Genomic DNA, 23,342 nt, shown 5'->3' on the forward strand with positions numbered 1-23,342 from the left:
AGGCGGTCAGGCGGCCGGGGACGTGTGGGCGTACCAGGTCTCCGTCTCGTCCGGCGGTAGTACGCGGACGAGTTCCGCCCGGCCCGGCAGGTCGGGGAAGAAGCGGTCGGCGTTCCAGGTGCGCCCGTAGGACGGGTCGTCCAGGACCAGCAGACGGCGCCCGTTCACCACCGGGATGTCGTCCGGCAGGCCCTCGTTCCAGATGCGGGTGCCGTCCGGGGCGAGGAGTTCGAAGGAGCCGGTCGCCACCGCGTCCGATTCGCTCCGGGCGGGCTCGGGGCTCGTCGCCAGGCGGACGCTCTCCGGGGAGGGGGCCGTGCCGGGGACGTGGCCGCCACCGACCAGGACGTGGGCGAGCAGGGTGTGGAGCTGGAAGTTGTCGCCGATGCCGGCGATGCGTATCTCGAAGCCCGTCCCGGTCGGGCGGTGGAGCACGATCACGGGTTCGTCGTCGAGTACCGCCAGGGCGTACGACAGGCACTTGAGGTCGTGCCGGCCCAGGGCCTCCACCGCGCGGCAGAGCGGGAGGAGGTCCGAGGCGTGCCGGCGGCGTACCTCCGTGCTGCGGCACAGCACCGCGAGGGCGGGCGGCTGCCACCGCTCCAGGGCGCACCACGCGAGGGCCAGGCGCGTCGCCTCGTACGCGTCGCCACCCAGCCGGGTCAGGAACGCGTCGTCGATCGACTCCTCGTCCGGCACGGGGAGTTCGTCGCCCGTGGCCGTCCAGCGGCGCGCGAACTCCGCCGCGTCCAGCAGGTCCCGGCGGACGGCGTCCAGGATCGGTTCGGCGCAGGCCAGCGGGTCGGCGCCGCGCTCCACGCAGTAGCCGGCGGCCATCGCGAGCATCGGGCGCGGGCCGGTCGGCGGGAAGGCGGGGAGCAGGGCCGCGAGGCGGGGCCCCGCGTCGTGGCACTCGGCGTCCGACGCGGACTGCGCACTGTTCATCGTGGCGCCGAACGCCCGCCCGGTGCGGTCGCCGTCGCGGGCGGCGACCGCCTCTTCCAGGTCGGACACGGCGGCGGTGAGGCGCGCGGCCTCGGGCTTCCTGTTGAAGATCACCGGCACACCTTAGGGCGTGCCCGTCATGCCTCCTCCGCCCGGGCCGCCGTGACCAGGACGGACAGGGAGGAGCGGGTTTCCTGGAGGGCGGAGATGCGGTCGTCCAGGCCCCGGAGGTGCTGTTCCAGGGTGTCCAGCTTGCACAGGGCCACCGTGCCGTCCTGCCGTACGCACGGGAGCAGATCGCGGATGGTCCTGGTCGGCAGGCCCGCGTCCAGCAGGGAGCGGATGCGGCGGACCACGGCGGGGGCGTCGGCGTCGTAGCGGCGGTGGCCGCCGGCGAGGCGGTGCGAGGCGAGGAGGCCCTGCTGCTCGTAATACCGCAGCAGCCGGACCGAGGTGTCGGTCTCCGCGGCCAGATCACCGATCTTCATGTGGCACACCTCACATGCTCTGGGCCTCGCGGGCTCTTGAACCTCACATCGGTGTCAGATTCTAGCGTGGGGGCATGACGAATCGGATCGCCAACTCTCCTGTCCCCCTTGCCCTTTACGGGTTCCTGCGGCCGCGCGCGGAATACGCCGACGAGGTCCGGCGCGCACTGTCCGACCTGGTGGAGCCCACCCGGAGCGAACCCGGCAACCTGGCGTACCACCTCCACGAGCAGGAGGACGGGCGGTTCTTCCTCTACGAGGTGTGGCGCTCGCGGGAGGACCTGGACCGGCACAACGCCCTGCCCGCGCTGCGCGCCTTCCTCGGCAACCTGCCGACCTTCCTGGAAGGGCCGCCCGAGGTGTACGCCGACACCATGATCAGTCCGTACGCGGACTCCGCGGAGAGCGCTCCACTCGGTACAGTCCCCGTGTGACCAGCGAGCCCGAACCGACGATTCCCGAGATCACCCGCACCGACTGCGCGCGGTGCGGCACCGAGGTGCACGGCCTGGCCGGGCGGTACGCCTGTGCGCTCTGCGGGTGGGTCAACCACTACTCGGAGGGGCACGAGGAACTGCCCGGCCTGGACGCGGACCCCGACCACGGGCGCGGCCGATAACGCGTTGTCCCCCTCCGTGCCGTGGTCTACGGTCCCGGTCATGCCGACTGACGAGGACGCCGACCGGACCCTGCCCCATGCGGTAGTCGAGGAGTTGTGCCGGCGTATCGGCGTCGGCGGCGTACCGGTCATCCGGTTCCCCGAGGGCTCCGTACCCGTCTACGCGGTCGGTGACGAGCACGTGCTCAAGCTGTTCCCGGAGGCCGACGGGCGGCACGCGCGCGTCGAGGAGCGGGTCCTCGCCCACGTACAGGGGCGGCTGCCCGTGCCGACCCCCCGGCTGTACGGGGCCGGCCCGGTCGGCGACGGGTGGCGGTACGTGCTGATGTCCCGGCTTCACGGCGAGGACCTGGCCCCCGCCTGGGCCCGGGTGCCGCGCCCGCACCGGGAACGGATCGTCACCGAGGCCGGCGAGATGCTCGCGGCGCTGCACGCCCTCGATCCGGAACCTCTCGCCGACGTCCTCGGACCGGCGGACTGGGGCGGGTTCCTGGACCGGCAGACCGCCGGGGCGGTCGAGCGGCAGCGTGAGCGCGGGCTCGCCGACGCCTGGCTGGAGCAGATCCCGGACTTCCTCGCTTCGGTCCCGCTGCCGCGCGCCCCGCGTCCGGTCCTGCTGCACACCGAGGTGATGCGTCAGCACCTGCTGGCCGATGCGGACGGCTGGCGGCTGACCGGCCTCATCGACTTCGAGCCCGCCATGACCGGGGACCCGGCGTACGACTTCGTGGCCGTCGGGCTGTTCGTCACCGGCGGGGACCCGCGCCTGCTGGGGCGGCTGAGCAAGGCGTACGGCCGGACCTTCGACCCGTCCGTGCTGCTGGCGTACACCTTGTCGCACGTGTACAGCGATCTCCCGTGGTACCTCCGGGAGATGCCCGCGCCCGCCGGGGAGGCGCTTCCCGCGCTCGCCGAGGCGTGGTTCGGGGTGGCCTGACCGGAGCGGGTGCGGGGCGGGGCGTGCGTCGGGCGCCCCCGTGACCCGGGTGCCGCGGTGGCCGTGCCTCCCCTACCCTGCCGCCATGGGTGACGGGCGCGAAGGGCTGATGGCTGTCGGTGACCAGGAGCGGGAATCGCCTCCGCCGCTGCGGTCGCCCGCCTTCCGGCGGTTCCTGCTCGCCCATCTGATCTCCGCGACCGGGTCCGCGATGGCCCCCGTGGCCCTGGCGTTCGCCGTGATCGAGCAGGGCGGGGGAGCGCGGTCGCTCGGGATCGTGCTGACCGCCAACACCGTGCCGGCCCTGGTCATCCTGCTCGTCGGCGGGGTGCTGGCGGACCGGGTCTCGCGCAGCCGGATTCTCTTCCTCGGCAACCTCGGTGCGGGGGCCGCGCAGGCGGTCGTGGCCGTGCTCGTGGCGACCGGGACGGCGACCACCGCCGCGATGAGCTTGTGCGCGTGCGCGTCGGGGGCGGCGGCCGCCTTCACCGCGCCGGCGGCCCAGGGGGTCGTGCCCCGGCTGGTGGGCCCGGAGCGGCTCCAGGAGGCCAACGCTCTGGTGCGGGTACCCAGGAACGCGGTCAAGGTCGTCGGTCCCGTCGGCGGCGGGTTCGTCGTCGCCCTGACCGGGCCGGCCTGGGCGCTCGGATGGGATGCCGTGACCTTCGTCGTGGCCGCGCTCCTGCTGGCGGGGCTGCGGCTCGCGGGGACGGTGTCCGCCGGTGGTCCGGGCGCGGGGCTGGTGGCCGATCTGCGGGTCGGGTGGGCCGGGTTCAGGTCCCGGGTCTGGCTGTGGAGCTACACCCTGTCCGGTACGGCGGTCGTGGCCGCCTGGCTGGCCGGGTACCAGTTGCTGGGTCCCCTGGTGGCGGACCGCAGCTACGCGGGCGCCGGCTCCTGGGGGCTGGTGCAGGGGGCCTTCGCGGCCGGGTTGCTGGCGGGGACGCTCGTCTGCCTGCTGTGGAAGCCTCAGCGGCTCGTGCTGGTCTGCGTGGTGACGAGTTCCGCGCTCTTCCTGCCGCTGGCCGCGATGGGGCTCGGGCTGCCGCTGCTCTGGGTGCTGGGGGCGGCCGTCGTCGCCGGCGCGGGGGTGGACGTGGCCGTCGTCGCCTGGTCCACGGCGATGCAACAGCAGGTTCCCGACGAGGAGTTGGGGCGCCTCAACGCCTTCAACGCCCTGGGGGAGCAGATTGCCATCCCGCTGGGCTACCTGGTGGTCGCCGCCGCGTCCGCGTACTGGTCCAGCGGCAGCATCCTCCTGGTGTGCTCGGCCGTCATCCTCGCCGCCGGGGCGGCCAACGCCTGCGTGCGCGATGTGCGCCGGATCAGGCGGAAGTGAGGGCTTGGGCGGCTCCGGGGCGGACCAAAGGGTCGGTGGTTTGTATATGTCGTTCACCGACCTATAGTGGCGTCATGGCATCCAAGAAGAACCTCGTCGCCAACCGCGAGTCCCTCGCCCACAAGGTCCGCTACGCCGCGAGCCGGCCGGACCGCATCGCGCCGTACCTGAAGCGGGCGGCCCGCGACCGGTGGCTGGCGTTCAAGCACCCGGACCACGTGAACTACTACCGGGCCGTGATGGCCTCGGACACCCGGCGCAACCCGGAGGCCGCCGTCGGCAGCCAGACGCACGAACGGTGGCTGGCCCTGGGGCGGATGCAGTTCGACTACCTCGTGGAGCACGGGCTCGCCCCCGGCGCCCGGATGCTCGACATCGGATGCGGGAACCTCCGGGCCGGCTGGCGGTTCATCGACCACCTGGAGGCCGGGCACTACTACGGCATCGACATCTCGCCCGACATCCTGATCGCCGCCAAGGAGACCCTGACCGCGCAGGGGCTCCAGGCCAAGGTGCCGCACCTGACCCTCACCAAGGACCTGACGCTGGACTTCCTGCCGGACGCGTACTTCGACGTCGTCCACGCCCACAGCGTCTTCTCGCACTCGCCGATCGAGATCATCGAGGAGTGCCTGGCCCATGTGGGGCGCGTCCTGGCGCCCGGCGGGCACTTCGACTTCACCTTCGACCGCACGACCGGCGCCGAACACCAGGTGCTGCGCGAGGACTTCTACTACCGGACCGAGACCCTGACCGCCCTTGCCGCCAAGCACGGGCTGCGGGCGCGGTTCATGGAGGACTGGGAGGAGCTGGGGCACGGCCAGTCGAAGATCCGCGTGACCGCGTGACCGCGTGACCGCGTGACCGCGTGACCGGACGGTCTGCGTGACCGCCTGCCCCCTCGCCCCCTCAGCCCGCGCTCGCCGCGCCCCGCAGCCGCCACAGCCGCAGCGCCACCCCCGCCGCCGCCAGGACCGCCAGGGCCGGGACCACGGTGTCCCGGTCCACCACCCCCGCGCAGTACCCCAACGCCACGAACGGCGCCCCGGCCAGCGCGAACCGGCCGGGCGTGCGCAGCCGGGACAGCGCCGGGCGGCCCGCGAGGAGGAGCGCGGCGGCCGTCGGGACGCCCAAGCGCCAGAGCACGTACGCGAGATGGCTGCCGGCGTCCGCCAGGGCCGGCACGGCCACCGTGAACCCGGTCCACAGCAGCAGCGCCACACGGCCCGCGACGCCCAGGGCGCGGCCGGGCGGGCGCAGGTCCGGCGGGCAGGCCAGCGGCAGCGCGGCCACCACGACCGGGGCCAGCAGATACGGGGCGGCGGCGGGCGGGGGCAGCACCCCGGCCGTCAGCGGGACCACGAAGAGCGCCGACTCCTGGACCAGCGTGCCCGCGAACGCCCACCGCGCCCCCGCCGCGAACCGCCCGCCCAGCGCCAGGACCGCCCCCGTCAGCGTCACCAGGCCGCAGCCGGTCATGAGGTAGCTGAGCGGGACCAGGAAGTCCGGATTCCCGCTCAGCCGCCAGTCGCCGAGCATCGAGGCCAGGCCGAAGGCGGCGTACGCGGCCGTCGCGGCCAGCGCGAAGGGCGCGGCGGCGGCGAACAGGCGGCCGGCACGCTGCGCGGAACCGAGGCGCATCCGCATCCGCAGCGCGTGCGCCACGATGTCGCCCGCCTCCCGGAACCGGGCGGCCCGGCCGGCGCCCTCGGTGGCCTCGCGGTACGCCTCCGCGATGTCGTCCCCGAAGGCGCGGCGGTATCCGGCCGGGTAGAGCCGCAGCAGCGGCGTGCTCACGCGGTGGCCGGCTTCCCGGCGACGCCCAGGCGCCGGGTGGCCTCGCGCGCGGTGGCGGCGATCCGCCGCGCCTCGGCGGCCAGGGTCTCCCGGCCGGTGGCGGTGAGCGTGTAGGTGCGGCGGAGCCGGCTGTCCACGACCTCCTCCGCGTGCACCTCGATCAGGCCCTCGTTCAGCAGGCGCTCCAGCGCCCCGTAGAGCGTGCCGGTGCGCATCCTGACCCGGCCGGCCGAGATCGTCTCGACCTCGCGTGCGATGGCGTAACCGTGCCGGGGCTCGTCCGCCAGGGCGGTGAGGAGGAGAAGGGTCGGTTCCTGCATCGCGCGTTCGCTCATGCCCGTATCGTACGCCAGGCATGCGTCACTCACCGGCATATGACGGGCCGCCCTGAGCGGCGACGGGAAGGACCTTCCCCAGGCGGGCCAGCGGCGAGAGCGCCATGAACAGCGGGGAGAGGGCCAGTGCCACCGCCGTGACGAGGAGGCTCGGGCGCAGGCCCCACGCACCCGCCAGGAACCCGCCGAGCAGCGAGCCGAAGGGGGTGAGGCCCATCCCCGCGAAGTTGATCGTCGCCACCACCCGCGCCTGGATGCGGACCGGGGTGACCGCCTGCCGTACGGACATCACCGTGACGTTGACCAGCTGGCCGAACGTACCGAAGACCAGGTTGACGGCCATCAGCGCGGGCAGCACCAGGGGCCCGGAGCCGTGCAGCGCCGGGACGCCGAGCATCACGCCGTCCGCCAGGACCGCCGACCCCACCAGCACCACGCCGTACCCCAGCCGCTCCGGCAGCCTCGCCGCGAGCAGCGACCCCAGCACCGCCCCCGGGCCCGTGGCCGCGAGCGCCAGTCCCACCTCGGCCCCGGACAGGCCCAGTTCGCGCGGCAGGAACAGCAGATAGACCGTCATCAGCGCGGCCAGCGAGAACTGGAACAGGGCCGACGCCAGCCCCACCGCACGCAGCGCCGGGTGCCGGGCCACGAAGCGGAGCCCTTCGTGGATGCGCCGCAGGACCGGTGCGGGAGCACCGGCGGGCGCGGGCACGCGTTCCGGGCGGCGGATGCGGCCGATCGACAGGGCCGACAGCACGAAGAACCCCGCACCGGTGGCGACCGCGAGCAGCGGCGAGAACACCGACATCAGGGCCCCGCCGAGCGCCGGGCCGCCGATCCGCGCCGCCGACCGGCTGCCCTCCAGCGCGCTGTTGCCCCGCATCAGGAGCTCGCGGTCCACCAGCCGCACCAGCGACGCCTGGTACGCCACGTCGAAGAACACGCTGCCCACCCCGAGCAGGGCGGCCACCACGAGCAGGACCGGCAGCCCGAGCACGCCGAACAGAAAGGCCAGCGGCACCGCGGCCAGGGCCAGCGCCCGGCCGAGGTCCGCCGCCACCATCACCGTCCGGGTGCGGCGGCGGTCCGCCCACGCGCCCGCGAACAGCGACAGCAGCAGGATCGGCGCCTGCTCCACCGCGCGCAGCAGGCCGAGCGCGCCCGCGTCGGCGTGCAGCGAGACGACGGCCACGAGCGGCAGGACGACCAGGAGCGCCTGCTCGCCGAACTGGGACGCGGTCTGCCCGGCCCACAGGCGCAGGAAGTCGGAGTCCCGCCGGAGTACGGGGGAGGGGGTACGGGAAACGGGATGCACGGGGGCCCCTTGAACAGCGGACGGCAAGGCTCCGCCGCCACCGCGCACAGAGGTGTGCGTCGGCGGCCCGGCGGGAAGGGCTCGCTGTGCCGCGCTCGAAGGCAGCACGCGATGACGGGTCGTTCCACGACGTCAGCGCGTGCGCGGGCTACCGGGCAGCTTTCCCTCCTCGGGTCGTCGGGATGAGGGGAGGTTAACCGCCCGGCGGGACGGGGTACAGCGGATTTCCGCCGCCGCCGTCCGGGGCCTCCTCGCGGGCCAGCTCCCGGAAGCACTGCCGCAGCCAGGCGTGCGCCGGATCCGCGTCGTGGCGCGGGTGCCAGGCCATGCCGAAGGGGAGCGGCGGCAGCGGGAAGGGGATCTCGAACGTCCGCAGACCCAGGGGCTCGGTCAACGGGCGCGTGCGGAGGGACGTCAGGCCGACCAGGTCGCTGCCGAGCAGGATGAACAGGGACGACGGAAGGGTGCCCACACTGGCCACGACCCGCCTGCTCAGGCCGAGTTCCGCGAGCGCGGTGTCCACCGGGCCCCGCGTCCGGCCGCGCCGGGACACCGTCAGATGGTCGGCGGCGGCGAACCGGGCCGGGGTGATCTCCCCGTCCAGGAGCGGGTGGCCGGGGCGCACCACCCCCACCATCCGGTCCTCGTAGAGGCTTTCCCGGCGGACCTCCGGGGAACGGGTGTCGATCACTCCCACCTCCAGATCGGCGGCCCCCTCGCGCAGGAACGCCCCGTCCACATGGCTCTCCATCAGGAAGCGGAGCCGCACCCCCGGCGCCTCACGGGCGATCCGGGCGAACAGCGCCGGGCCGGAGATCGCCGCCAGGGTGTCCTGCGACAGCACCGTGAACGTCCGCGACAGGGCGCGCAGATCCACCTTGCCGCCCGACAGGAAGACCCCGCGCGCCCGTTCCACGACCGCGCGCACCTCGCCGTGGATCGCCAGGGCGTGCGGCGTGGGAACCATCGCGCGTCCGGCGCGCACCAGCACCGGATCGCCGAGCGCCTTGCGGATGCGCCCCAGGGTGCGGCTCATCGCGGGCTCGGACAGATGCAGCCGGGCGGCGGCCCCGGAGACGCTGCATTCGTCCAGGAGGACGTCCAGGGCGACCAGAAGATTGAGGTCAAGGCCGGATTGCGTCACGCGCATACATCCCTTGCCGAAGATGCATTGGAAAGCAAGTCGCGCCAACTCTACGGTGGACAGCACATCCCACCCGCCACGGCTCCCAGGAGGAGCGTTGTCCCCGTATGCCCAGAAGCCCTCGCGCCTGACCCCGGCCGCGCAGTACGCGCTCTGCGCCTGCGTGCTCGTCGCGCAGGGCATGGTCGCCGCCGTCAACCTGCTCATCCCCCAGCTCGCCGCCTCGGCGCTGCACCCGTCCGCCAGCGAACTGCTGTGGTCGGTCGACGCGTACGTCATCGTCTTCGCCGGGCTGCTGATCCCGGCCGGCGCGCTCGGCGACCGCTTCGGACGCAAGGGCGCCCTCCTCGCCGGACTCGGCCTCTTCGCCGCGGGCGCCGCCACCAGCGCGCTCGCCACCGTCCCCGCCGCGCTCATCGCCGGACGCGGGGTGTGCGGTGCGGGGGCCGCGCTGATCATGCCCGCGACCATGTCCCTGCTGATCACCCTCACCCCGCCCGCCCGCAGGTCCCAGGCGCTGGCGGCCTGGACGCTCGCGGCCGGCCTCGGCGGCCTCGCGGGCAACGTCGGCGGCGGCCTCGCCGGCCAGTTCTCCACCTGGCGCGCCCTGTTCTGGGCCATGGTGCCGCTGGCCGCGCTGCTCGCCCTCGCCGTCGCCCGGCTCTCGCCCCGCAGCCCCGAAAGGTCGGACGCCGGGCCCGAGCCGGTCGGCTCGCTGCTGCTCGTCGCCTCCCTCACCGCCCTGGTGTACGGGATCATCGAGGGTCCGCCGCAGGGCTGGGGCTCGGCGCGGGTGCTGAGCGCCTTCGGCCTCGGAGCCGTACTGCTCACCGTCTTCACCGTCCACGGACTGCGCGCCGCACGGCCTCTGCTCGACCCCCGGATCTTCGCCTCGCCGGTGGTACGCGCCGGGACGCTGGGCATCGCCACGGCGTTCTTCGGGCTGTTCGCGCTGTTCTACGTCAACTCCCAGTACCTCCAGTACGTGAAGGGCTTCCCGGTCGGCCTCGCCGGGGTGGCGATCGTGCCGCTCACCGTCGGGATGGCCGTCATGCCGAAGTTCGGGGCGCGCTGGCAGGACCGGTACGGCATCCGGCCGGTGGCGGGCGGCGGACTCGCGGTCATCGGCCTGGGCCTGCTCCTGGTCTCGACCGCCGACGGCACCACCCCGTACGCCCTGTACGCCGTGTACCTCCTCGTCATCTCGGCCGGTACGGGGCTCTGCGCGCCCGCGCTGACCGCGGCCGTCGTCGTCGGGCTGCCCGCGCATCGCAGCGGGCTCGGCTCCGGGCTCAACACGGCGGCGCGCGAGATCGGGGCGGCGCTCGGGGTCGCCGTCGTCGGCACCGTGCTGGCGTCCGGGACGGGCGCGGGGCGCACCGGGGCCGCACACGCCGCCGCCTTCGCCCCGGCGATGTCCGACGGGCTGCGGGTGGTGGCGGTGGTGCTTCTCGTCGCGACGGTGTTCGTGGTCCTCGGCACGTCCGGGCGACCGCGCGACGAGGCGGGGGCCGGGGGCGGGGCGGACGCCCGGGGCGTCACCCGTACGGGCGTTTCCGCGTAGCCGTGCCGGGAAGGGCGGCGCAAGGTCGGTCTGACCTGTACGTCTCCTCCGGCCCTGGAGTCCTCATGGCACAGACCGCGCCCCCGCCGGGCACCCCGTCCCCGCCCTCCGCACCGCGCCCGGGGGGCGAGAACCCCTGGGCGGCCGGCGGGGTGATGTTCGCCGGTGTGCTGCTGATGGTGGACGGGGTGCTCGACGCGATCAAGGGCATCGCCGGTATCGCGTCGGACGACGTCTACGCGCGGATCAACGACTACGTCTTCAAGTTCAACGTGACGGCCTGGGGCTGGATTCACCTCATCCTCGGCATCCTCATCGCCGTCGTCGGCTGGGGCATCCTCCGGGGCTTCGCCTGGGCGCGCGGCGCCGGTGTGGGGTTCGCGGCGCTCAACATGATCGTCAACTTCATGTGGCTGCCCTACCAGCCGGTGTGGGCCGTGGTCTCGCTCGCCATCGACACCTTCGTGATCTGGGCCCTGTGCACGGCGCGGAAACCGGTCATCTGACCGGTCGTTCCGGCGGACTCCGTGCCGTTGTCAGTGGTGCGCGTCACACTGGAGACATGTGCCGCAGTATCAAGACGCTCCGACCGCCCGTCCTGCCCGAAGAGGCCACCGAGGACGACATCCGCGCCGCCGCCCTGCAGTTCGTCCGCAAGGTGTCGGGCTTCCGCGCCCCGGCCGCGCACAACAGGGAAGTCTTCGACCGCGCCGTGGACGAGATCGCCGAGGCGACCGCCCGGCTGCTCGACGGCCTGGAGATCCGGGGTGGTGTCAGGACGCCATAGGGGGCGCGGCGGCCGCGGCGGCGGCCGGACGCCGCATGAGCAGCGCGGCGAAGGAGCCCGCGAGGAACAGGGCGAGGACCGAGACGGCCGTGCCCAGCCAGCTCGCGCCCAGCCACTGGGCGCCGAAGTAGCCGAGCCCCACGCTGTAACCGGCCCAGGCCACGCCCGCGACGGCCGACCACGGCAGGAATTCCTTCACCTTGCGGTGCGAGGCGCCCGCGCCCAGCGAGACGACCGAGCGCCCGGCCGGGGCGAAGCGCGCGATGACGACGAGGATGCCGCCGCCCCGGCTCAGGGCGGCGCCGAGGCGCTCCTGCGCGGAGGTCAGGCGGCGGGAGCGGGCGATGGCCCGGTCCAGCCGCTCGCCGCCGTGCCGGGCCAGCCGGTACGCGGCGAAGTCGCCGAGCACCGAGGCGGTGGCGGCGCACAGGACGAGGGCCAGCAGGGAGGGGACCTCGGTCACCTGGCGGGCGGCGCCCGCCGCGTCGGCGGCGACACCGGTGGTGCCGGCCGCGGCGGCCGTGGCGGCGGTGATCACCAGCACGCCGCTGGGCAGTACGGGGAGGAAGACGTCCAGCAGCACGGAGAGGGCGACCACGACATAGATCCATGGGCTGCCGGTCAGCGCACCCACACTCTCGAGCACCTTCTACTCCCCGATCGGTAACAACGCCGCGACGTCGCAGGGGAGCGGCAGGAGCGGCAGGGTCAGCTGTACAGCGTACGCCTGCCGTTCACCCGGTGATCCATATATATGCGTGATGTTGGGCACCCCGGTGGGGGGGCCGGGGCGGGCGCGTACCGCCGGGGAGCGGTTTCCCGGCGGTACGCGTGGGGTGTGCGGGGCCCGGTCGGTCCGGCGGGCCCGGGTGGAGCGGGGAGAGGGTCAGACAGCGACCGGGGAGCCCTGTTCCGGGGTGTGGTCCCGGTCCCGGCGGTCCGGGGTGCGGGCGGTGAGGAGGCCGTCCAGGGCGAAGGCGCCCGGGCCGGTGAAGACGAGCAGCAGGAAGACCCAGCAGAAGACGGCCGACGGTTCGCCGCCGTTCTCGATGGGGAAGAGGGCGTGGGACTGGTGGACGGTGAAGTAGGCGTACGCCATGGAGCCGGACGAGATCAGGGCGGCGAGACGGGTGCCGAGGCCCAGGGCCACGAGGATGCCGCCGACGAGCTGGATCACCGCCGCGTACCAGCCCGGCCAGGTGCCGGCGGCTATGGAGCCGCCGCCGTGGGCGCCGCCGAGGACGCCGAAGACCGAGGCCGCGCCGTGGCAGGCGAAGAGGCCGCCGACGACGATGCGGAAGAGTGCGAGGACGTAGGGCTGTGCCCGGTGCAGGTGTGGGGTCATGAGCGGGGGTGGCTCCTTCGGTCTGGTGGGGACGTGAACCGACTGGGCGCAAAAGATTAGGTAGACCTCACCAATACTTGCAAGTTCAACGTTTTGTCGACTGGCCGGAATTCGATGGGCTGTTGTGAGTCGTTCGGTGCGCCAATAACGCCGCGAACTGGGCGGCCTTGTTCCACTGCTTGGCCTGAACCAATGACGGCGCAGTTTTCCGGCCACGGGCGTCCGGTTCCGCGGTTGGCGCTCCCACCACGGCACCCCCGGCTTTCACCGGAGCCCCACTGGAGTTCCTGGCCCCTCGCGTCCCGTCGGCCGAACGTCGGCCCGCCGGTCGGCCGTTCGGCGCCGAATGGCTTGTCATGTACTGCTGTAGTAGGCCGAAAACACGTCGGTGGCCCCGCCGGCCGGCCCGTCGTGCGGGCATCGGCCGGTGGGGCCACCGGAGTTGGGGTCTCGGTCGGGTGCTCCTCGGCTCAGCAGCCGCTGAGCGCGGACTGCAGGGCCGACTTCTCGGCCGAGTCGACGGACAGCTTGTAGTAGTGCTTCACGTGGACCCAGGCGCGCACATAGGTGCACTTGTACGCGGCGCGCGGCGGCATCCAGGACGCCGGGTCCTTGTCGCCCTTGGACTGGTTGACGTTGTCCGTGACCGCGATCAGCTGCGGCCGGGTCAAGTCGTTCGCGTACGCCTGCCGTTGGGAGGTGGTCCAGCTGGACGCGCCCGAGCGCCACGCCTCGGCGAGCGGCACCATGTGGTCGATGTCCAGGTCGGACGCGGCGGTCCAGGTGGCGCCGTCGTACGGCGAGTACCAACTGCCGCCGGTCGCCGCGCAGCCGGAGTCCTGGGTGACGTTCGTGCCGTCCCGCTTCAGGACGACCTCGCGGGTGTTGCAGGTGCCCGACTGGGTGATCCAGTGCGGGAACTTGTCCCGGCTGTACCCGGTGGAGGAGCCCTCCGCCTTCACGGTCAGCTCGCTCAGGTACGTGCGGGCGGTGGACGCGGACACCGGGGTGGGCATGGCGGCCTGGGCGCTCGGTGCGGTGAGCAGGCCGGTGGTGGCGGCGAGTGCGGCGGATGCGGCGAGGACGGCTATGCGACGCGCGTAGACACCTGACATGCGAACTCCCTTGGACGTGGGGGGATGTGGACGGGCTGTCATGAACGGCCCGGCCAGCGTGGCGGCGCCGGGTTTCCGTGGGGTGGGCGCCAGGTAACAGGGTGGCGACATGGGCACGTCACATCAAGGGGTCTGACCAAGGGGTTCGTGGTGCGGGGGGCGTACGGACCCGTGCGCGCGGGCGCGGTGAGCCGGGCGGGTGCGGCGCCGAGGCCCGTGACCTGCGTGGCAGCGCAGGCGTACGGCCCCCGCCCGGGGTGGGCGGGGGCCGTACGGAGGTTCGTGGTGCTGGTGTTTGACGTGGGGTCAGCGGCCCCGGGGCGGGCGCGGGCGCCCTCGGTGCGGGTGGTGGGCGGGGCGCCGGGCGTCCCGCCGGGAGACTACCGTGCCTCGACGTGCAGCGTGATCGTGCCGTCCGCCGCCGCCTCGACGCGCAGCTGCGTCAGGTCGGCCACATGGGCGTCCGGCGAGTGGCCCCCCGCGCGCGGGCCGACGCCCACCACGCGCATGCCGGCCGCCCGGCCCGCCGCGATCCCCGCCTCGGAGTCCTCGAAGACCACGCAGTCCGCCGGGGTGTAGCCCAGTGCCGCCGCGCCCTTGAGGAAGCCCTCCGGGTCCGGCTTGCTGGCCCCGACGCTCTCGGCGGTGACGCGGAGGTCCGGCATCCGCAGTCCGGCGGCCCCCATCCGGGCCGTCGCCAGCGCCAGGTCGGCCGAGGTGACCAGGGCGTGCGGCAGGGCGGCGATGGCGTCCATGAACGCGGGGGCGCCGCCGATCGCGACGACGCCGTCGGTGTCGGCGGTCTCCTCGGCGAGCATCACCTTGTTGTCCGCGTAGTTCTGCTCCATCGGGCGCTCCGGGAGCAGGACCGCCATCGTGGCGTAGCCCTGGCGGCCGTGGACCACCTTCAGCGCCTCTTCCGGGTCCAGCCCGTTCCGCAGCGCCCAGCGCCGCCAGCAGCGCTCCACGACGGCGTCGGAGTTGACCAGGGTGCCGTCCATGTCGAGCAGCAGGGCGCGGGCGGTGAGGGCGGTGGCCGGCATGGGCGGGCTCCAGAGCGGGGGGAAGCGAACGCCGCGGGGGAGACGGCGCGGGAGATCAAGCGGCCCCCGCCCGCCGGTCAGGGTGTGCGCGCGGGGGCCACTTTGTTTCTCCACGATACAAAAACCCGGTCGCGAATGCGAATCCCCTCCGGAGGTGGCCCGTCAGTGGCGCCCGCGCCCCGTCGTCCTCGCCTCCAGGGCGCTCCGGGTGTTCGGGCCGTAGACGCCTTCCGGGTCGCCCTCGATGTTCCACCAGGTCTGGAGGTCGCTCACGGCCCGCTCCGTGCGCTCTCCGTAAGCGGAGTCGACCGGGCCGTTGTACACCCAGGCCTCCCGGAGCCGGTTCTGGAGCTCCGCCACCTCCGGCCCCTGGTCCCCCCGCCGCAGGGTCCCCTCGTCGTCCGGCGATTCGGGCGGCGGGGCCACCCCCTCGGCCGGCCCGCTACTGCTCGCGGCGGCCGACGGGGACGCCGCAGTGCCCGCGCCCGGCGCCGACGAGGACGCGGTGGCGGAGCGGGAGGGGGAGGCGGAGGCGGAAGCGGAAGTGGACGGCGACGCGGAGGCCGATGCGGACGAGGTGGGGGAGGCGGAACGGCTGGGCGAGGCGGAGGCGGAGGAGGAGGCCGACGGCGCCGCCTCGTCGCTCTCCTCGGGGAGGCTGGTCACCGTGGACGGCAGGGCCTGGTCCAGGTCGGCCTCCCCGCCGCCGTCCCCGTTGAACAGCCCGCCGACGAAGGCCGCCGTGCCGACCACCGCGACCACGGCCGCCCCCGCGATCACCGCGGCGAACGGCTTGCGGCGGCGCGGGGCCACCGGGTCCGGGCCGGTGAGCAGCAGGGCGGTGCCTGCCTCGTCGGCCGGGGCGCCGCCGTCCGGCGGGGGGCCCGACGGGTCCAGGAAGAGCGGCATCGTGGTCGCGGCGTCACCCTCGGGGCCGTAGACCTGCGGGGCGCCCGGCGGGGGTGCCGCGGGCGCCGTCGCGGTGCCGTCGCCCAGGGTCACGTAGGGGCGGATGCGCAGCGGGTCGAAGTCCTCCGCCGCGGCCATCTCCGCGGACCGGCCGGCGTGGTGCTCGTCGGCGATGCGCTGCTGCTCGGCGGCCCGCTCCGGATCGGTGGCGTAAGGCTGCGCACCGGTGTCCCAGCCCGCGCAGGCGCAGCCCGGACCGGCGCCCGGTCTGCTCTCCGTACCGCACTCCGGGCATATATGTCCGGCCATCGTGGGTCCCCTCCCCTTGAACTGCCTGCGATTATGCAGCCCGCCGCCGAGAAGCCCAATCGGATGGGCCCCCGGCAGGCCATAACGGGGCAGAACAGACAGGATGGGGGTGTAGCTGATCCGAGGAGATGTCTCATGGCCCAGCAGCTGAGCCCGACGGCCCAGGCCCCCGGCGAAGACCGCTCCACGCGGTCGGTCCTGGTCGCGATCGGCGCACTGCTGCTCGGCATGCTGCTCGCGGCACTCGACCAGACCATCGTCTCCACCGCGCTCCCCACCATCGTCAGCGACCTCGGCGGGCTCGAACACCTCTCGTGGGTGGTGACCGCCTATCTGCTGGCCTCGACCGCCGCGACCCCGCTCTGGGGGAAGCTGGGCGACCAGTACGGGCGCAAGAAGCTGTTCCAGACCGCGATCGTCATCTTCCTGATCGGCTCCGCGCTCTGCGGCGTCGCGCAGAACATGCCCCAGCTGATCGGCTTCCGCGCCCTCCAGGGGCTCGGCGGCGGCGGTCTGATGGTGCTGTCGATGGCGATCGTCGGTGACATCGTCCCGCCGCGCGAACGCGGCAAGTACCAAGGGCTCTTCGGTGCCGTGTTCGGCGCCACGAGCGTCCTCGGGCCGCTGCTCGGAGGCTTCTTCACCCAGCACCTCAGCTGGCGCTGGGTCTTCTACATCAACCTTCCCATCGGCGTCGTCGCCCTCGTCGTGATCGCCGCCGTGCTGCACATCCCGGTCCGCCGGACGAAGCACACCATCGACTACCTCGGCACCTTCCTCATCGCCTCGGTCGCCACCTGCCTCGTCCTCGTCGCCTCCCTCGGCGGCACCACCTGGCCCTGGGGGTCGGGGAAGATCATCGGCCTCGCGGTGCTCGCCGTGGTGCTCCTGGTCGCGTTCGTGTTCGTGGAGCGGCGCGCCACCGAGCCGGTGCTGCCGCTGAAGCTGTTCCGGATCAGGACCTTCAGCCTCGTCGCCGTGATCAGTTTCGTGGTGGGCTTCGCGATGTTCGGCGCGATGACCTATCTGCCGACCTTCCTCCAGGTCGTCCACGGCATCACGCCGACGATGTCCGGTGTCCACATGCTCCCCATGGTGTTCGGGCTGCTCATCACCTCGACGGTGTCCGGGCAGATCGTCAGCCGTACGGGGCGCTGGAAGGTGTTCCCGATCGCCGGCACCGGCATCACGGCCGTCGGGCTGCTGCTCCTGCACCGGCTGACGGTGTCCAGCGGCACCTGGGAGATGAGCGCCTACTTCTTCGTGTTCGGCGCGGGCCTCGGCCTGGTGATGCAGGTCCTCGTCCTGGTCGTGCAGAACGCCGTCTCGTACCGCGACCTCGGGGTGGCGACCTCGGGCGCGACGTTCTTCCGGTCCATCGGCGCCTCGTTCGGCGTGGCGATCTTCGGCACCGTCTTCACCAACCGGCTCACGGACAAGCTCGGTGACGCGCTCGCCGGCCGGCCGCTGCCGCCCGGCGTCGACGCCGGCAGCCTGGCCGCCGACCCGCGCGCCATCGGCCGGCTGCCGGACTCCCTGCGGGGGCCCGTGCTCCAGGCGTACTCGACGTCGATCACCGATGTGTTCCTGTACGCGGCACCCGTCGTCCTGGTCGCCTTCCTCTTCGCCTGGCTGCTCAAGGAGGACAAGCTGCGCGGATCGGTGACCGCGCCGGACCCGAGCGAGACCCTGGCGTCGAACCCGGTCGAGCGCTCCTCGTACGACGAGTGCGCCCGGGCACTGTCCGTGCTGGCCACCCGGGAGGGCCGCCGCGAGGTCTACGTCAGGATCACCGAGAAGGCCGGCTACGACCTGCTGCCCGCCGCCAGCTGGATGCTGTTGCGGATCAAGCGCCACGGCACGGTGGAGCCCGCCCGGCTCGCCGAGGTGGCCCCCGTGCCGCTGCGGGTGATCAACGACGCGGCCCGGCAACTGGAGGGGCGCGGCCTCGTCCGGCGGGTCGGGGTGCAGATGGTGCTCACCGAGCCGGGCGCGGAGGCGGTGGTGCGGCTCGCCCAGGCGCGCGAGGACTCCCTCGCCGAGCTGCTGGGCGACTGGTGGGGGCCCGACCGGCCGACGGACCTGGTCGCGCTGGTCTCCGAGCTGACGCGGGAGACCAGCGGGTCGAGCAAGGAGCGCCCGCACAGTCCGGAGCCCAAGCGCGACCACGCGGCGGGGCACCCGCCACGGGACTGACCTGCGGTCGGTCAGACAGGCCCTACGCCTCCGGGGCCACCTCCTTGGCGAACCAGTGCTCCGCGTACGGCCCCTGGTTGAACGCCGGGACCTCCCGGTAGCCGTGCTTCGCGTACAGGCCGCGGGCCTCCACCAGGTCGTGCCGGGTGTCCAGCCGGAGCAGGGCCGCCCCCAGCGCCCGGGCCCGCTCCTCCAGCGCCGCGAGCAGCAGCCCGCCGCCGCCCGTGCCCCGGAACTCCGGGCGGACGTAGACCCGGGTCAGCTCCGCCGTGTCCGCGGTCACGAGGACCAGGCCCGCGCAGGCCGCCGCCCGCCCGTCGGAGCGGCCGACGACGAAGTCACCGGTCGGGGCGGCCAGCAGCGCGGCGCCGTCGTCGGTGAGGCCGTCCTCGATCTCCCCGGCCGTCGCCGGGCGCCCCCAGTAGCGGCCGGCCACCTCGGCGTAGTAGTCCCGCCGGAGCAGGGCCGCGTCCGGGGAGTCGAAGGGTTCGGGTGCGACGGTCCAGGTCATTGGGCCATTCTTGCTACCGCACAGGTGTATGAGCCAAGCGATTTCGAGGGGGCGGCGCGGTGACGCAGGAGAACGGGGCCCATGCGGTCCGGCGGCTCGGCGAGCGATGGCTCCGGGAACTGGCCGGGCCCGGTGGTGACTTCGTCTGCTCGCCCGCCGGGCTGTGGCTGGCCCTGACCGCGCTCGCGGCCGGGGCGCGCGGGGACACCGCCGAGGAGCTGCGGGTGGTGCTCGGGGCGGCCGGGGACGAGGCGGCCGGGGCGGCGACGGCCACGGCCCGGGCACTGGCGGCCACCGACGGGCTGGGCGTGGCGACCCGGGTGTGGACCCGGACCCCGGTGCGCCGCGGGCTCCGCAAGGCGCTGCCGGACATCGGCTTCGGGGCCATGGACCCGGACGAGGCCGACGCCTGGGTCCGGGAGATGACCGGCGGGCTCATCGAGCGGCTGCCGGTGGCCGTGAACGCCCAGACGCTGCTGGTGCTCGTCAACGCGCTCGCGGTCCGGACCGACTGGGCGTTCCCCTTCAACCGGGAGGTCACCCGGGACCGGCCGTTCACCGACGCGGCGGGGGTCACCCGGGAGGTGCCGACCATGTTCGGGAAACCCCCGGCGATGGACGTCTGGATGACCGGCGGCGCGTTCGTCCTGGATCTGCGCTGCTCCGGGCAGCGGGGAGGGCCGCCGCCGGTCAAGGTGCGCCTCGTGCTGGGGCGGCCGGGTGAGGGGGCGGCCGAGGTGCTCCCGGCGGCCTGGGCGCCGAAGGAGGCGCGGACCGCCCTGAACGTGGACGTCCTGACCATCGCGGTCCCGCGCTTCTCCCTGCGTACGCGCATCCGGGCGACCGACCACCTGCCGGCGCTCGGCATCCGCCTCGCGACGACCCCCGCCGCCGACTTCTCCGGGCTCTCGGCCACCCCGCTCATGCTCTCCGAGGCGGTGCAGGAGGCCGTGCTGACGGTGACCGAGGAGGGCCTGTCGGCGGCCGCCGTGACGGCGCTGCCCGCACCGGCCGGGGCGGAGCCGGGCCCGCCCCCGCGCCGCCTGCACGTCGCCTTCGACCGGCCCTTCGGTATCGCCGTCCTGGACCCGGGCGAGGAGGTCCCGCTCTTCGCCGGGTGGCAGGCGGAGACCCCGTCGGAGAGCTAGCCAAGCGGCGGCGGCGTGACGACCGGCGGCGGGGGCACCACCGGGCGCCGCCGCCGGGCGCGCAGGACCAGGAACAGGGGCACGGCCACCAGCAGCACCGCGCCGCCGAGCAGGGTGAGCAGCCAGGCGGGCATGCCGGCCCAGGTCAGCAGCGCGTCCCGGTAGACCACGGTCCGGTACGGGGTGTCCTCGGCGGTCGCCCGCAGCTCGTGGTCGCCGTCGATCCGCTCCGGCCACGGGAAGTACTGGTGGATCGCCGTCACGAACACCGGCTTGTCCCCGGTGACCGCCGCCAGCGCCTCGTACGGCTCCTCCGCCGGGTCGACGCGGCCCGCGTACCCGACCTTCGGGGGCCGCCCGCCGATCGCGCCGCGCGGTTCCATGCGGTGGTCGGCCAGGACGTACAGGTCCAGGGACTGCGGGGTGGCGGCCAGCTCGGACAGGCGCATCGGATAGACCAGCCGGTCGCTGGCGAACCGCAGCCGCAGCGGTTCGAGCGTCCCGCTCAGCGTTCCCCCCTGATTCTCCGGCGCGAGGCGCACCGCCACGTACTCCCACTTCTGCTCGACGTACGGGGTCAGGGCCGTGGCGAGCCGGTCCGGCAGCTCGAAGCCGTTCGCCTTCAGCCAGCCTTCCAGCGCCTCCGGGTCGGTCGCGGCCAGCCGGGCCACGTCGAAGGGGCCGAGCCGTTCCCGGCCGACCACGTCGACCGGGGCGCCCGCCGTGGGGCCGGCGGCGCTGTCACCCACGGAGTTCCCGGAACCGCCGAAGGGCCAGTCCTCGGCGCGCGGCCAGAAGTAGTGCCGCTCCTCGGTGACCGGAGCGGTGATGGACCTCAGCTCGGAGAACAGCGCCGCATCACCCAGCTCGACTGTGGCGCGGTGCGGCACCGGCATGATCCAGGCCGCGTCCGGCGCGTCCCCCCGGACGCTCAGCTGCATGACGATGTGCTCGGTGCGGCCGTCCCAGCTGACCGCCGATGTCTCCCGGTCGACCGCCACCTGGCTGTTCCGGTTCACCACCATCGCCCCGCAGCCGCAGGCGTACGCCGGCGCGATCAGCGATCCCACCTGGAGCGACACCAGCATCAGGAGCAGGGAGAGCGCCCGGACCGCCCAGCCCCCCGTCCTTCCGTTTCTCCCCGCGCGCCGCATCTTCCGTCCTCCCCGTCGTTGCTGATCACGGGCTCAGACGTGCGCGGGCCCCCGCCGGTTCCGGCCCCGCCGTCCACCCGGGCGGGCGGACTTCAGGCCAAAGCCGGGTGACAGTCAGGCGTAAAAGGGGTTGATTGGGTCTACCCAAGAGCACAATGCGAAGGTTTCACACATGCCGGACAACCGGCCGGCGACAGACCTTGGGAGGGTCGGCGCAGCGTGGCGAACGCGGAGCACGGTGGCAGCACAGGCGCGACGGCGGGAGCGAGGACCGGAACGGTCAGGGCGGTGCTCTGGCTGCTCGTGGCCGCGCTGGCCGTCCGGCAGATGGCGGTGGTGCTGCGGCAGCCGCCGGGCGAACGGCTCACCGACCTGGAGACCTGGATCGGTGACGACGGGGTGCTCCATGTGACCGGTTCGCTGTACGACACCGACCGGTTCACCGGCACCCCGTTCTCCGGGCTCGTCCTCAAGCCGCTGACCCGTACCGCCGAACAGAGCCTCGGGGTCGCCTGGACCTTCGGCTCGCTCCTGCTCGTCGCCGCCCTCGGCCTCGTCGCGGCCCGCGCCCTGCCGGGGCCGGTCGGCCGCCGCACCGCCCTGCTCGCCGCACCCGTCGCGATCAGTCTGCTGATGGTCTCGCTGCCGGTGCGCAACGCGTTCCACCTCGGCCAGGTCAGCATCCTGCCCGTCCTCCTGGTCCTCGTCGGCCTCTTCGTCGTCCGGGGGGAACGCAGGGCCGGGGCGCTGATCGGGGTCGCCGCCGCCCTCCAGCCGGCCGTGCTCCTGTTCGCCCTCCTGCTGTGGCTCACCGGAAGACGCCGTTCCGCGGTCGCCGCCACCGGCGCGTTCGCCGCGTGCACGGCGCTGGCGTGGGCCGCTATGCCGCACGACTCGTGGACGTACTGGGTGCACCACGTCGCCGGGGCGGGCCTCGGCGACCAGGCGGACAGCCTCGCCAACCAGTCCCTGCACGGCGCGCTGCTGCGCCTGGGCCTCGCCGGGCTGCCGGAGATCGCGCTGTTCCTGGCCCTGGCCGCCGCGGTCTGCGTCATCGGCCTGCGCCGCGCCGTGCGGTACGCGCGCGACGGGCAGCTCCTGCTCGCCGCGGCCGTGACCGGCTGCGTCGCCGTCGCCGTCTCCCCGACCGCCTGGCAGCACCAGCTCCTCTGGGTGCTGCTCGCCCTGGTCGGCCGGGCGGGCCGCAGCGCCTCGGACCGGCTGGTGTGGCCGGCCGTCGTGGTCCTGGTGACGACCCTGCCGGGCGCGATGCTGCTCCCGAACATCGGGGCGGTGTTCCCGGTACGCGACAACGTGCTGCTGATCACCGCGCTCGGCGCCGCCTGCGTGACGCCGTTCCTGCCGCGCACCTCCCCGTACTGGCGGCGGCCCGTGCCCACCGCGTACGCGAAGCCGGTCCCGGCGCGCTGGGCGCGGGTGCCGCTGCTGCCCGTCTGGCGGCGGGTGCTCAGCCGGCCCAACCTGCTCCTGGAACTCCTCCTGATCCGCGTCGTCTACTCCGCGTACGGGCACGTCAGGCTGGCCGCCACGGCCGGACGGGACACCGCCGAACGGCACGGGCGGCAGATCCACTCGCTCGAACAGTGGCTGCACATCGACGTCGAGCACCGGATCAACCACGCCGTCGCGGGCGTCGGCCGGCTGCGGGACTTCTTCGACTTCTACTACACGACCTTCCACTTCCTCGTCCCGCTGGCGATCCTGGCCGTGCTGTACGTGCGGCGCCCCGCCGACTACCGCTGGGCCCGGTCCACCCTCGGCTTCGCCACGCTCCTCGCGCTCGTCGGCTTCTGGCTCTATCCGCTGGCCCCGCCGAGGCTGATGCCCGGGCTCGGCTTCATCGACACGGTGCACGGGGCGCAGGACTTCTCGCAGCCCGACTACGGGGCGCTGACGGCGGTGACCAACCAGTACGCGGCGATGCCCTCGCTGCACTTCGGCTGGTCCCTGTGGTGCGGGGTGATCATCGTGCTGCTCGCCCCGAAGGTCTGGATGAAGGCGCTCGGGGCGCTGCACCCGCTGTTCACGCTCTCCGCGATCGTCGCGACCGCCAACCACTGGGTGCTGGACGCGGTGGGCGGGGCGGTCGTCGTCGCGCTCGGGTTCCTCGTCGTGTACGCGCTCGCGGGGCCGCGCCGACTTCGGACGGGAGAAAGGGGTGCGGGGACGGAAAAGCGTCCCCCCACCCCTTCACCACGGGGATCGGCGCCCCCCCACCAAACCCCCCGCGCCCCCGCCGCGCCCCCCCGCCGGCGCACCCCCCCCGCTTCCGTGCGTACGGCGATAGCGTGACCATCGACACCAGCGTGGAGGAGACGATC

The 23,342-nt window shown here is 73.8% G+C and carries 24 protein-coding genes; 11 read left to right on the forward strand and 13 right to left on the reverse strand.

Annotation, left to right across the window (positions count from 1 at the left end):
* Positions 1-6: 6 nt before the first annotated feature.
* Together ACFUJY_RS26140 and ACFUJY_RS26145 are read right to left on the reverse strand one after the other, a co-directional pair.
* Positions 7-1,065 carry a hypothetical protein gene (locus ACFUJY_RS26140; protein ID WP_383304079.1) on the reverse strand — a complete coding sequence of 353 codons (1,059 nt, stop codon included), beginning with the start codon at positions 1,063-1,065 and terminating at the stop codon, positions 7-9.
* Between the two features lie 17 nt (positions 1,066-1,082).
* Positions 1,083-1,433: a MerR family transcriptional regulator gene (locus ACFUJY_RS26145; protein WP_383304080.1), complete on the reverse strand. Its 351-nt coding sequence runs from the start codon at positions 1,431-1,433 to the stop codon at positions 1,083-1,085.
* A 74-nt stretch (positions 1,434-1,507) separates the two neighbouring features.
* Between ACFUJY_RS26145 and ACFUJY_RS26150 the strand changes: the two genes are divergently transcribed.
* The 5 genes from ACFUJY_RS26150 to ACFUJY_RS26170 all read left to right on the forward strand — a co-directional run bounded on the left by ACFUJY_RS26150 (position 1,508) and on the right by ACFUJY_RS26170 (position 5,176).
* The gene (locus tag ACFUJY_RS26150; RefSeq protein WP_383304083.1) at positions 1,508-1,867 is read left to right on the forward strand and encodes a putative quinol monooxygenase; all 360 of its coding nucleotides are present in this window, start codon (positions 1,508-1,510) and stop codon (positions 1,865-1,867) included.
* Positions 1,864-2,052 (forward strand): hypothetical protein, encoded by a 189-nt coding sequence (locus ACFUJY_RS26155; protein WP_330311880.1) that lies wholly within the window; start codon positions 1,864-1,866, stop codon positions 2,050-2,052. The genes ACFUJY_RS26150 and ACFUJY_RS26155 overlap by 4 nt, the downstream gene beginning before the upstream one ends.
* Before the next feature lie 40 nt (positions 2,053-2,092).
* Entirely contained in the window at positions 2,093-2,989 is an 897-nt protein-coding gene (locus ACFUJY_RS26160) for a phosphotransferase family protein (protein ID WP_383304085.1), read from the forward strand.
* A 109-nt stretch (positions 2,990-3,098) separates the two neighbouring features.
* Positions 3,099-4,328 (forward strand): MFS transporter, encoded by a 1,230-nt coding sequence (locus tag ACFUJY_RS26165; protein WP_383304160.1) that lies wholly within the window; start codon positions 3,099-3,101, stop codon positions 4,326-4,328.
* A gap of 74 nt (positions 4,329-4,402) precedes the next feature.
* Positions 4,403-5,176: a class I SAM-dependent methyltransferase gene (locus ACFUJY_RS26170; protein WP_383304088.1), complete on the forward strand. Its 774-nt coding sequence runs from the start codon at positions 4,403-4,405 to the stop codon at positions 5,174-5,176.
* A 61-nt stretch (positions 5,177-5,237) separates the two neighbouring features.
* On the opposite strand, the gene ACFUJY_RS26175 is transcribed toward ACFUJY_RS26170, so the two are convergent.
* The 4 genes from ACFUJY_RS26175 to ACFUJY_RS26190 all read right to left on the reverse strand — a co-directional run bounded on the left by ACFUJY_RS26175 (position 5,238) and on the right by ACFUJY_RS26190 (position 8,925).
* Positions 5,238-6,125: a hypothetical protein gene (locus ACFUJY_RS26175; RefSeq protein ID WP_383304091.1), complete on the reverse strand. Its 888-nt coding sequence runs from the start codon at positions 6,123-6,125 to the stop codon at positions 5,238-5,240.
* Positions 6,122-6,460, reverse strand: a complete 339-nt coding sequence (locus ACFUJY_RS26180) for a PadR family transcriptional regulator (protein WP_383304094.1) — start codon at positions 6,458-6,460, stop codon at positions 6,122-6,124. The genes ACFUJY_RS26175 and ACFUJY_RS26180 overlap by 4 nt, the downstream gene beginning before the upstream one ends.
* A gap of 25 nt (positions 6,461-6,485) precedes the next feature.
* Entirely contained in the window at positions 6,486-7,775 is a 1,290-nt protein-coding gene (locus tag ACFUJY_RS26185; RefSeq protein WP_383304097.1) for an MFS transporter, read from the reverse strand.
* 193 nt (positions 7,776-7,968) lie between these two features.
* Positions 7,969-8,925, reverse strand: a complete 957-nt coding sequence (locus tag ACFUJY_RS26190; RefSeq protein ID WP_383304100.1) for a LysR family transcriptional regulator — start codon at positions 8,923-8,925, stop codon at positions 7,969-7,971.
* Positions 8,926-9,016: 91 nt separating this feature from the next.
* Between ACFUJY_RS26190 and ACFUJY_RS26195 the strand changes: the two genes are divergently transcribed.
* From ACFUJY_RS26195 to ACFUJY_RS26205, 3 genes are all read left to right on the forward strand, one after another.
* Complete coding sequence (locus ACFUJY_RS26195) at positions 9,017-10,483, forward strand: MFS transporter (RefSeq protein ID WP_383304103.1); 1,467 nt, start codon at positions 9,017-9,019, stop codon at positions 10,481-10,483.
* Positions 10,484-10,548: 65 nt separating this feature from the next.
* A complete protein-coding gene (locus ACFUJY_RS26200) occupies positions 10,549-10,989 on the forward strand; it encodes a hypothetical protein (RefSeq protein ID WP_383304104.1) in 441 nt (146 codons plus the stop codon).
* A 56-nt stretch (positions 10,990-11,045) separates the two neighbouring features.
* Positions 11,046-11,270, forward strand: coding sequence for a DUF2277 domain-containing protein (locus ACFUJY_RS26205; RefSeq protein ID WP_073965355.1), 225 nt, complete (start codon positions 11,046-11,048; stop codon positions 11,268-11,270).
* Here ACFUJY_RS26205 and ACFUJY_RS26210 read toward each other — a convergent pair.
* From ACFUJY_RS26210 to ACFUJY_RS26230, 5 genes are all read right to left on the reverse strand, one after another.
* On the reverse strand, positions 11,257-11,916 hold the full coding sequence (locus tag ACFUJY_RS26210; RefSeq protein ID WP_383304106.1) for a DedA family protein: 660 nt from the start codon (positions 11,914-11,916) through the stop codon (positions 11,257-11,259). The genes ACFUJY_RS26205 and ACFUJY_RS26210 overlap by 14 nt on opposite strands.
* Before the next feature lie 240 nt (positions 11,917-12,156).
* Complete coding sequence (locus tag ACFUJY_RS26215; protein ID WP_383304108.1) at positions 12,157-12,615, reverse strand: DoxX family protein; 459 nt, start codon at positions 12,613-12,615, stop codon at positions 12,157-12,159.
* 470 nt (positions 12,616-13,085) lie between these two features.
* Positions 13,086-13,730 carry an HNH endonuclease family protein gene (locus ACFUJY_RS26220; RefSeq protein WP_383304110.1) on the reverse strand — a complete coding sequence of 215 codons (645 nt, stop codon included), beginning with the start codon at positions 13,728-13,730 and terminating at the stop codon, positions 13,086-13,088.
* A gap of 380 nt (positions 13,731-14,110) precedes the next feature.
* The gene (locus ACFUJY_RS26225; protein ID WP_383304112.1) at positions 14,111-14,773 is read right to left on the reverse strand and encodes an HAD-IA family hydrolase; all 663 of its coding nucleotides are present in this window, start codon (positions 14,771-14,773) and stop codon (positions 14,111-14,113) included.
* A 162-nt stretch (positions 14,774-14,935) separates the two neighbouring features.
* Entirely contained in the window at positions 14,936-15,991 is a 1,056-nt protein-coding gene (locus tag ACFUJY_RS26230; protein ID WP_383304114.1) for a peptidoglycan-binding protein, read from the reverse strand.
* A 135-nt stretch (positions 15,992-16,126) separates the two neighbouring features.
* Here ACFUJY_RS26230 and ACFUJY_RS26235 point away from each other — a divergent pair, with 135 nt between their 5' ends.
* A complete protein-coding gene (locus ACFUJY_RS26235; protein WP_383304116.1) occupies positions 16,127-18,187 on the forward strand; it encodes a DHA2 family efflux MFS transporter permease subunit in 2,061 nt (686 codons plus the stop codon).
* A gap of 22 nt (positions 18,188-18,209) precedes the next feature.
* On the opposite strand, the gene ACFUJY_RS26240 is transcribed toward ACFUJY_RS26235, so the two are convergent.
* The gene (locus ACFUJY_RS26240) at positions 18,210-18,698 is read right to left on the reverse strand and encodes a GNAT family N-acetyltransferase (RefSeq protein WP_383304118.1); all 489 of its coding nucleotides are present in this window, start codon (positions 18,696-18,698) and stop codon (positions 18,210-18,212) included.
* Positions 18,699-18,757: 59 nt separating this feature from the next.
* On the opposite strand from ACFUJY_RS26240, the gene ACFUJY_RS26245 reads away from it, so the two are divergent.
* On the forward strand, positions 18,758-19,846 hold the full coding sequence (locus tag ACFUJY_RS26245; RefSeq protein ID WP_383304120.1) for a serpin family protein: 1,089 nt from the start codon (positions 18,758-18,760) through the stop codon (positions 19,844-19,846).
* Here ACFUJY_RS26245 and ACFUJY_RS26250 read toward each other — a convergent pair.
* Positions 19,843-20,934, reverse strand: a complete 1,092-nt coding sequence (locus tag ACFUJY_RS26250) for a DUF2330 domain-containing protein (protein ID WP_383304162.1) — start codon at positions 20,932-20,934, stop codon at positions 19,843-19,845. The genes ACFUJY_RS26245 and ACFUJY_RS26250 overlap by 4 nt on opposite strands.
* Positions 20,935-21,288: 354 nt before the next feature.
* Here ACFUJY_RS26250 and ACFUJY_RS26255 point away from each other — a divergent pair, with 354 nt between their 5' ends.
* On the forward strand, positions 21,289-23,313 hold the full coding sequence (locus tag ACFUJY_RS26255; protein ID WP_383304164.1) for a bifunctional glycosyltransferase 87/phosphatase PAP2 family protein: 2,025 nt from the start codon (positions 21,289-21,291) through the stop codon (positions 23,311-23,313).
* The last annotated feature ends 29 nt before the right edge of the window (positions 23,314-23,342 follow it).

It is taken from the genome of Streptomyces sp. NPDC057249 (assembly GCF_042669245.1).
GTDB lineage: Bacteria > Actinomycetota > Actinomycetes > Streptomycetales > Streptomycetaceae > Streptomyces.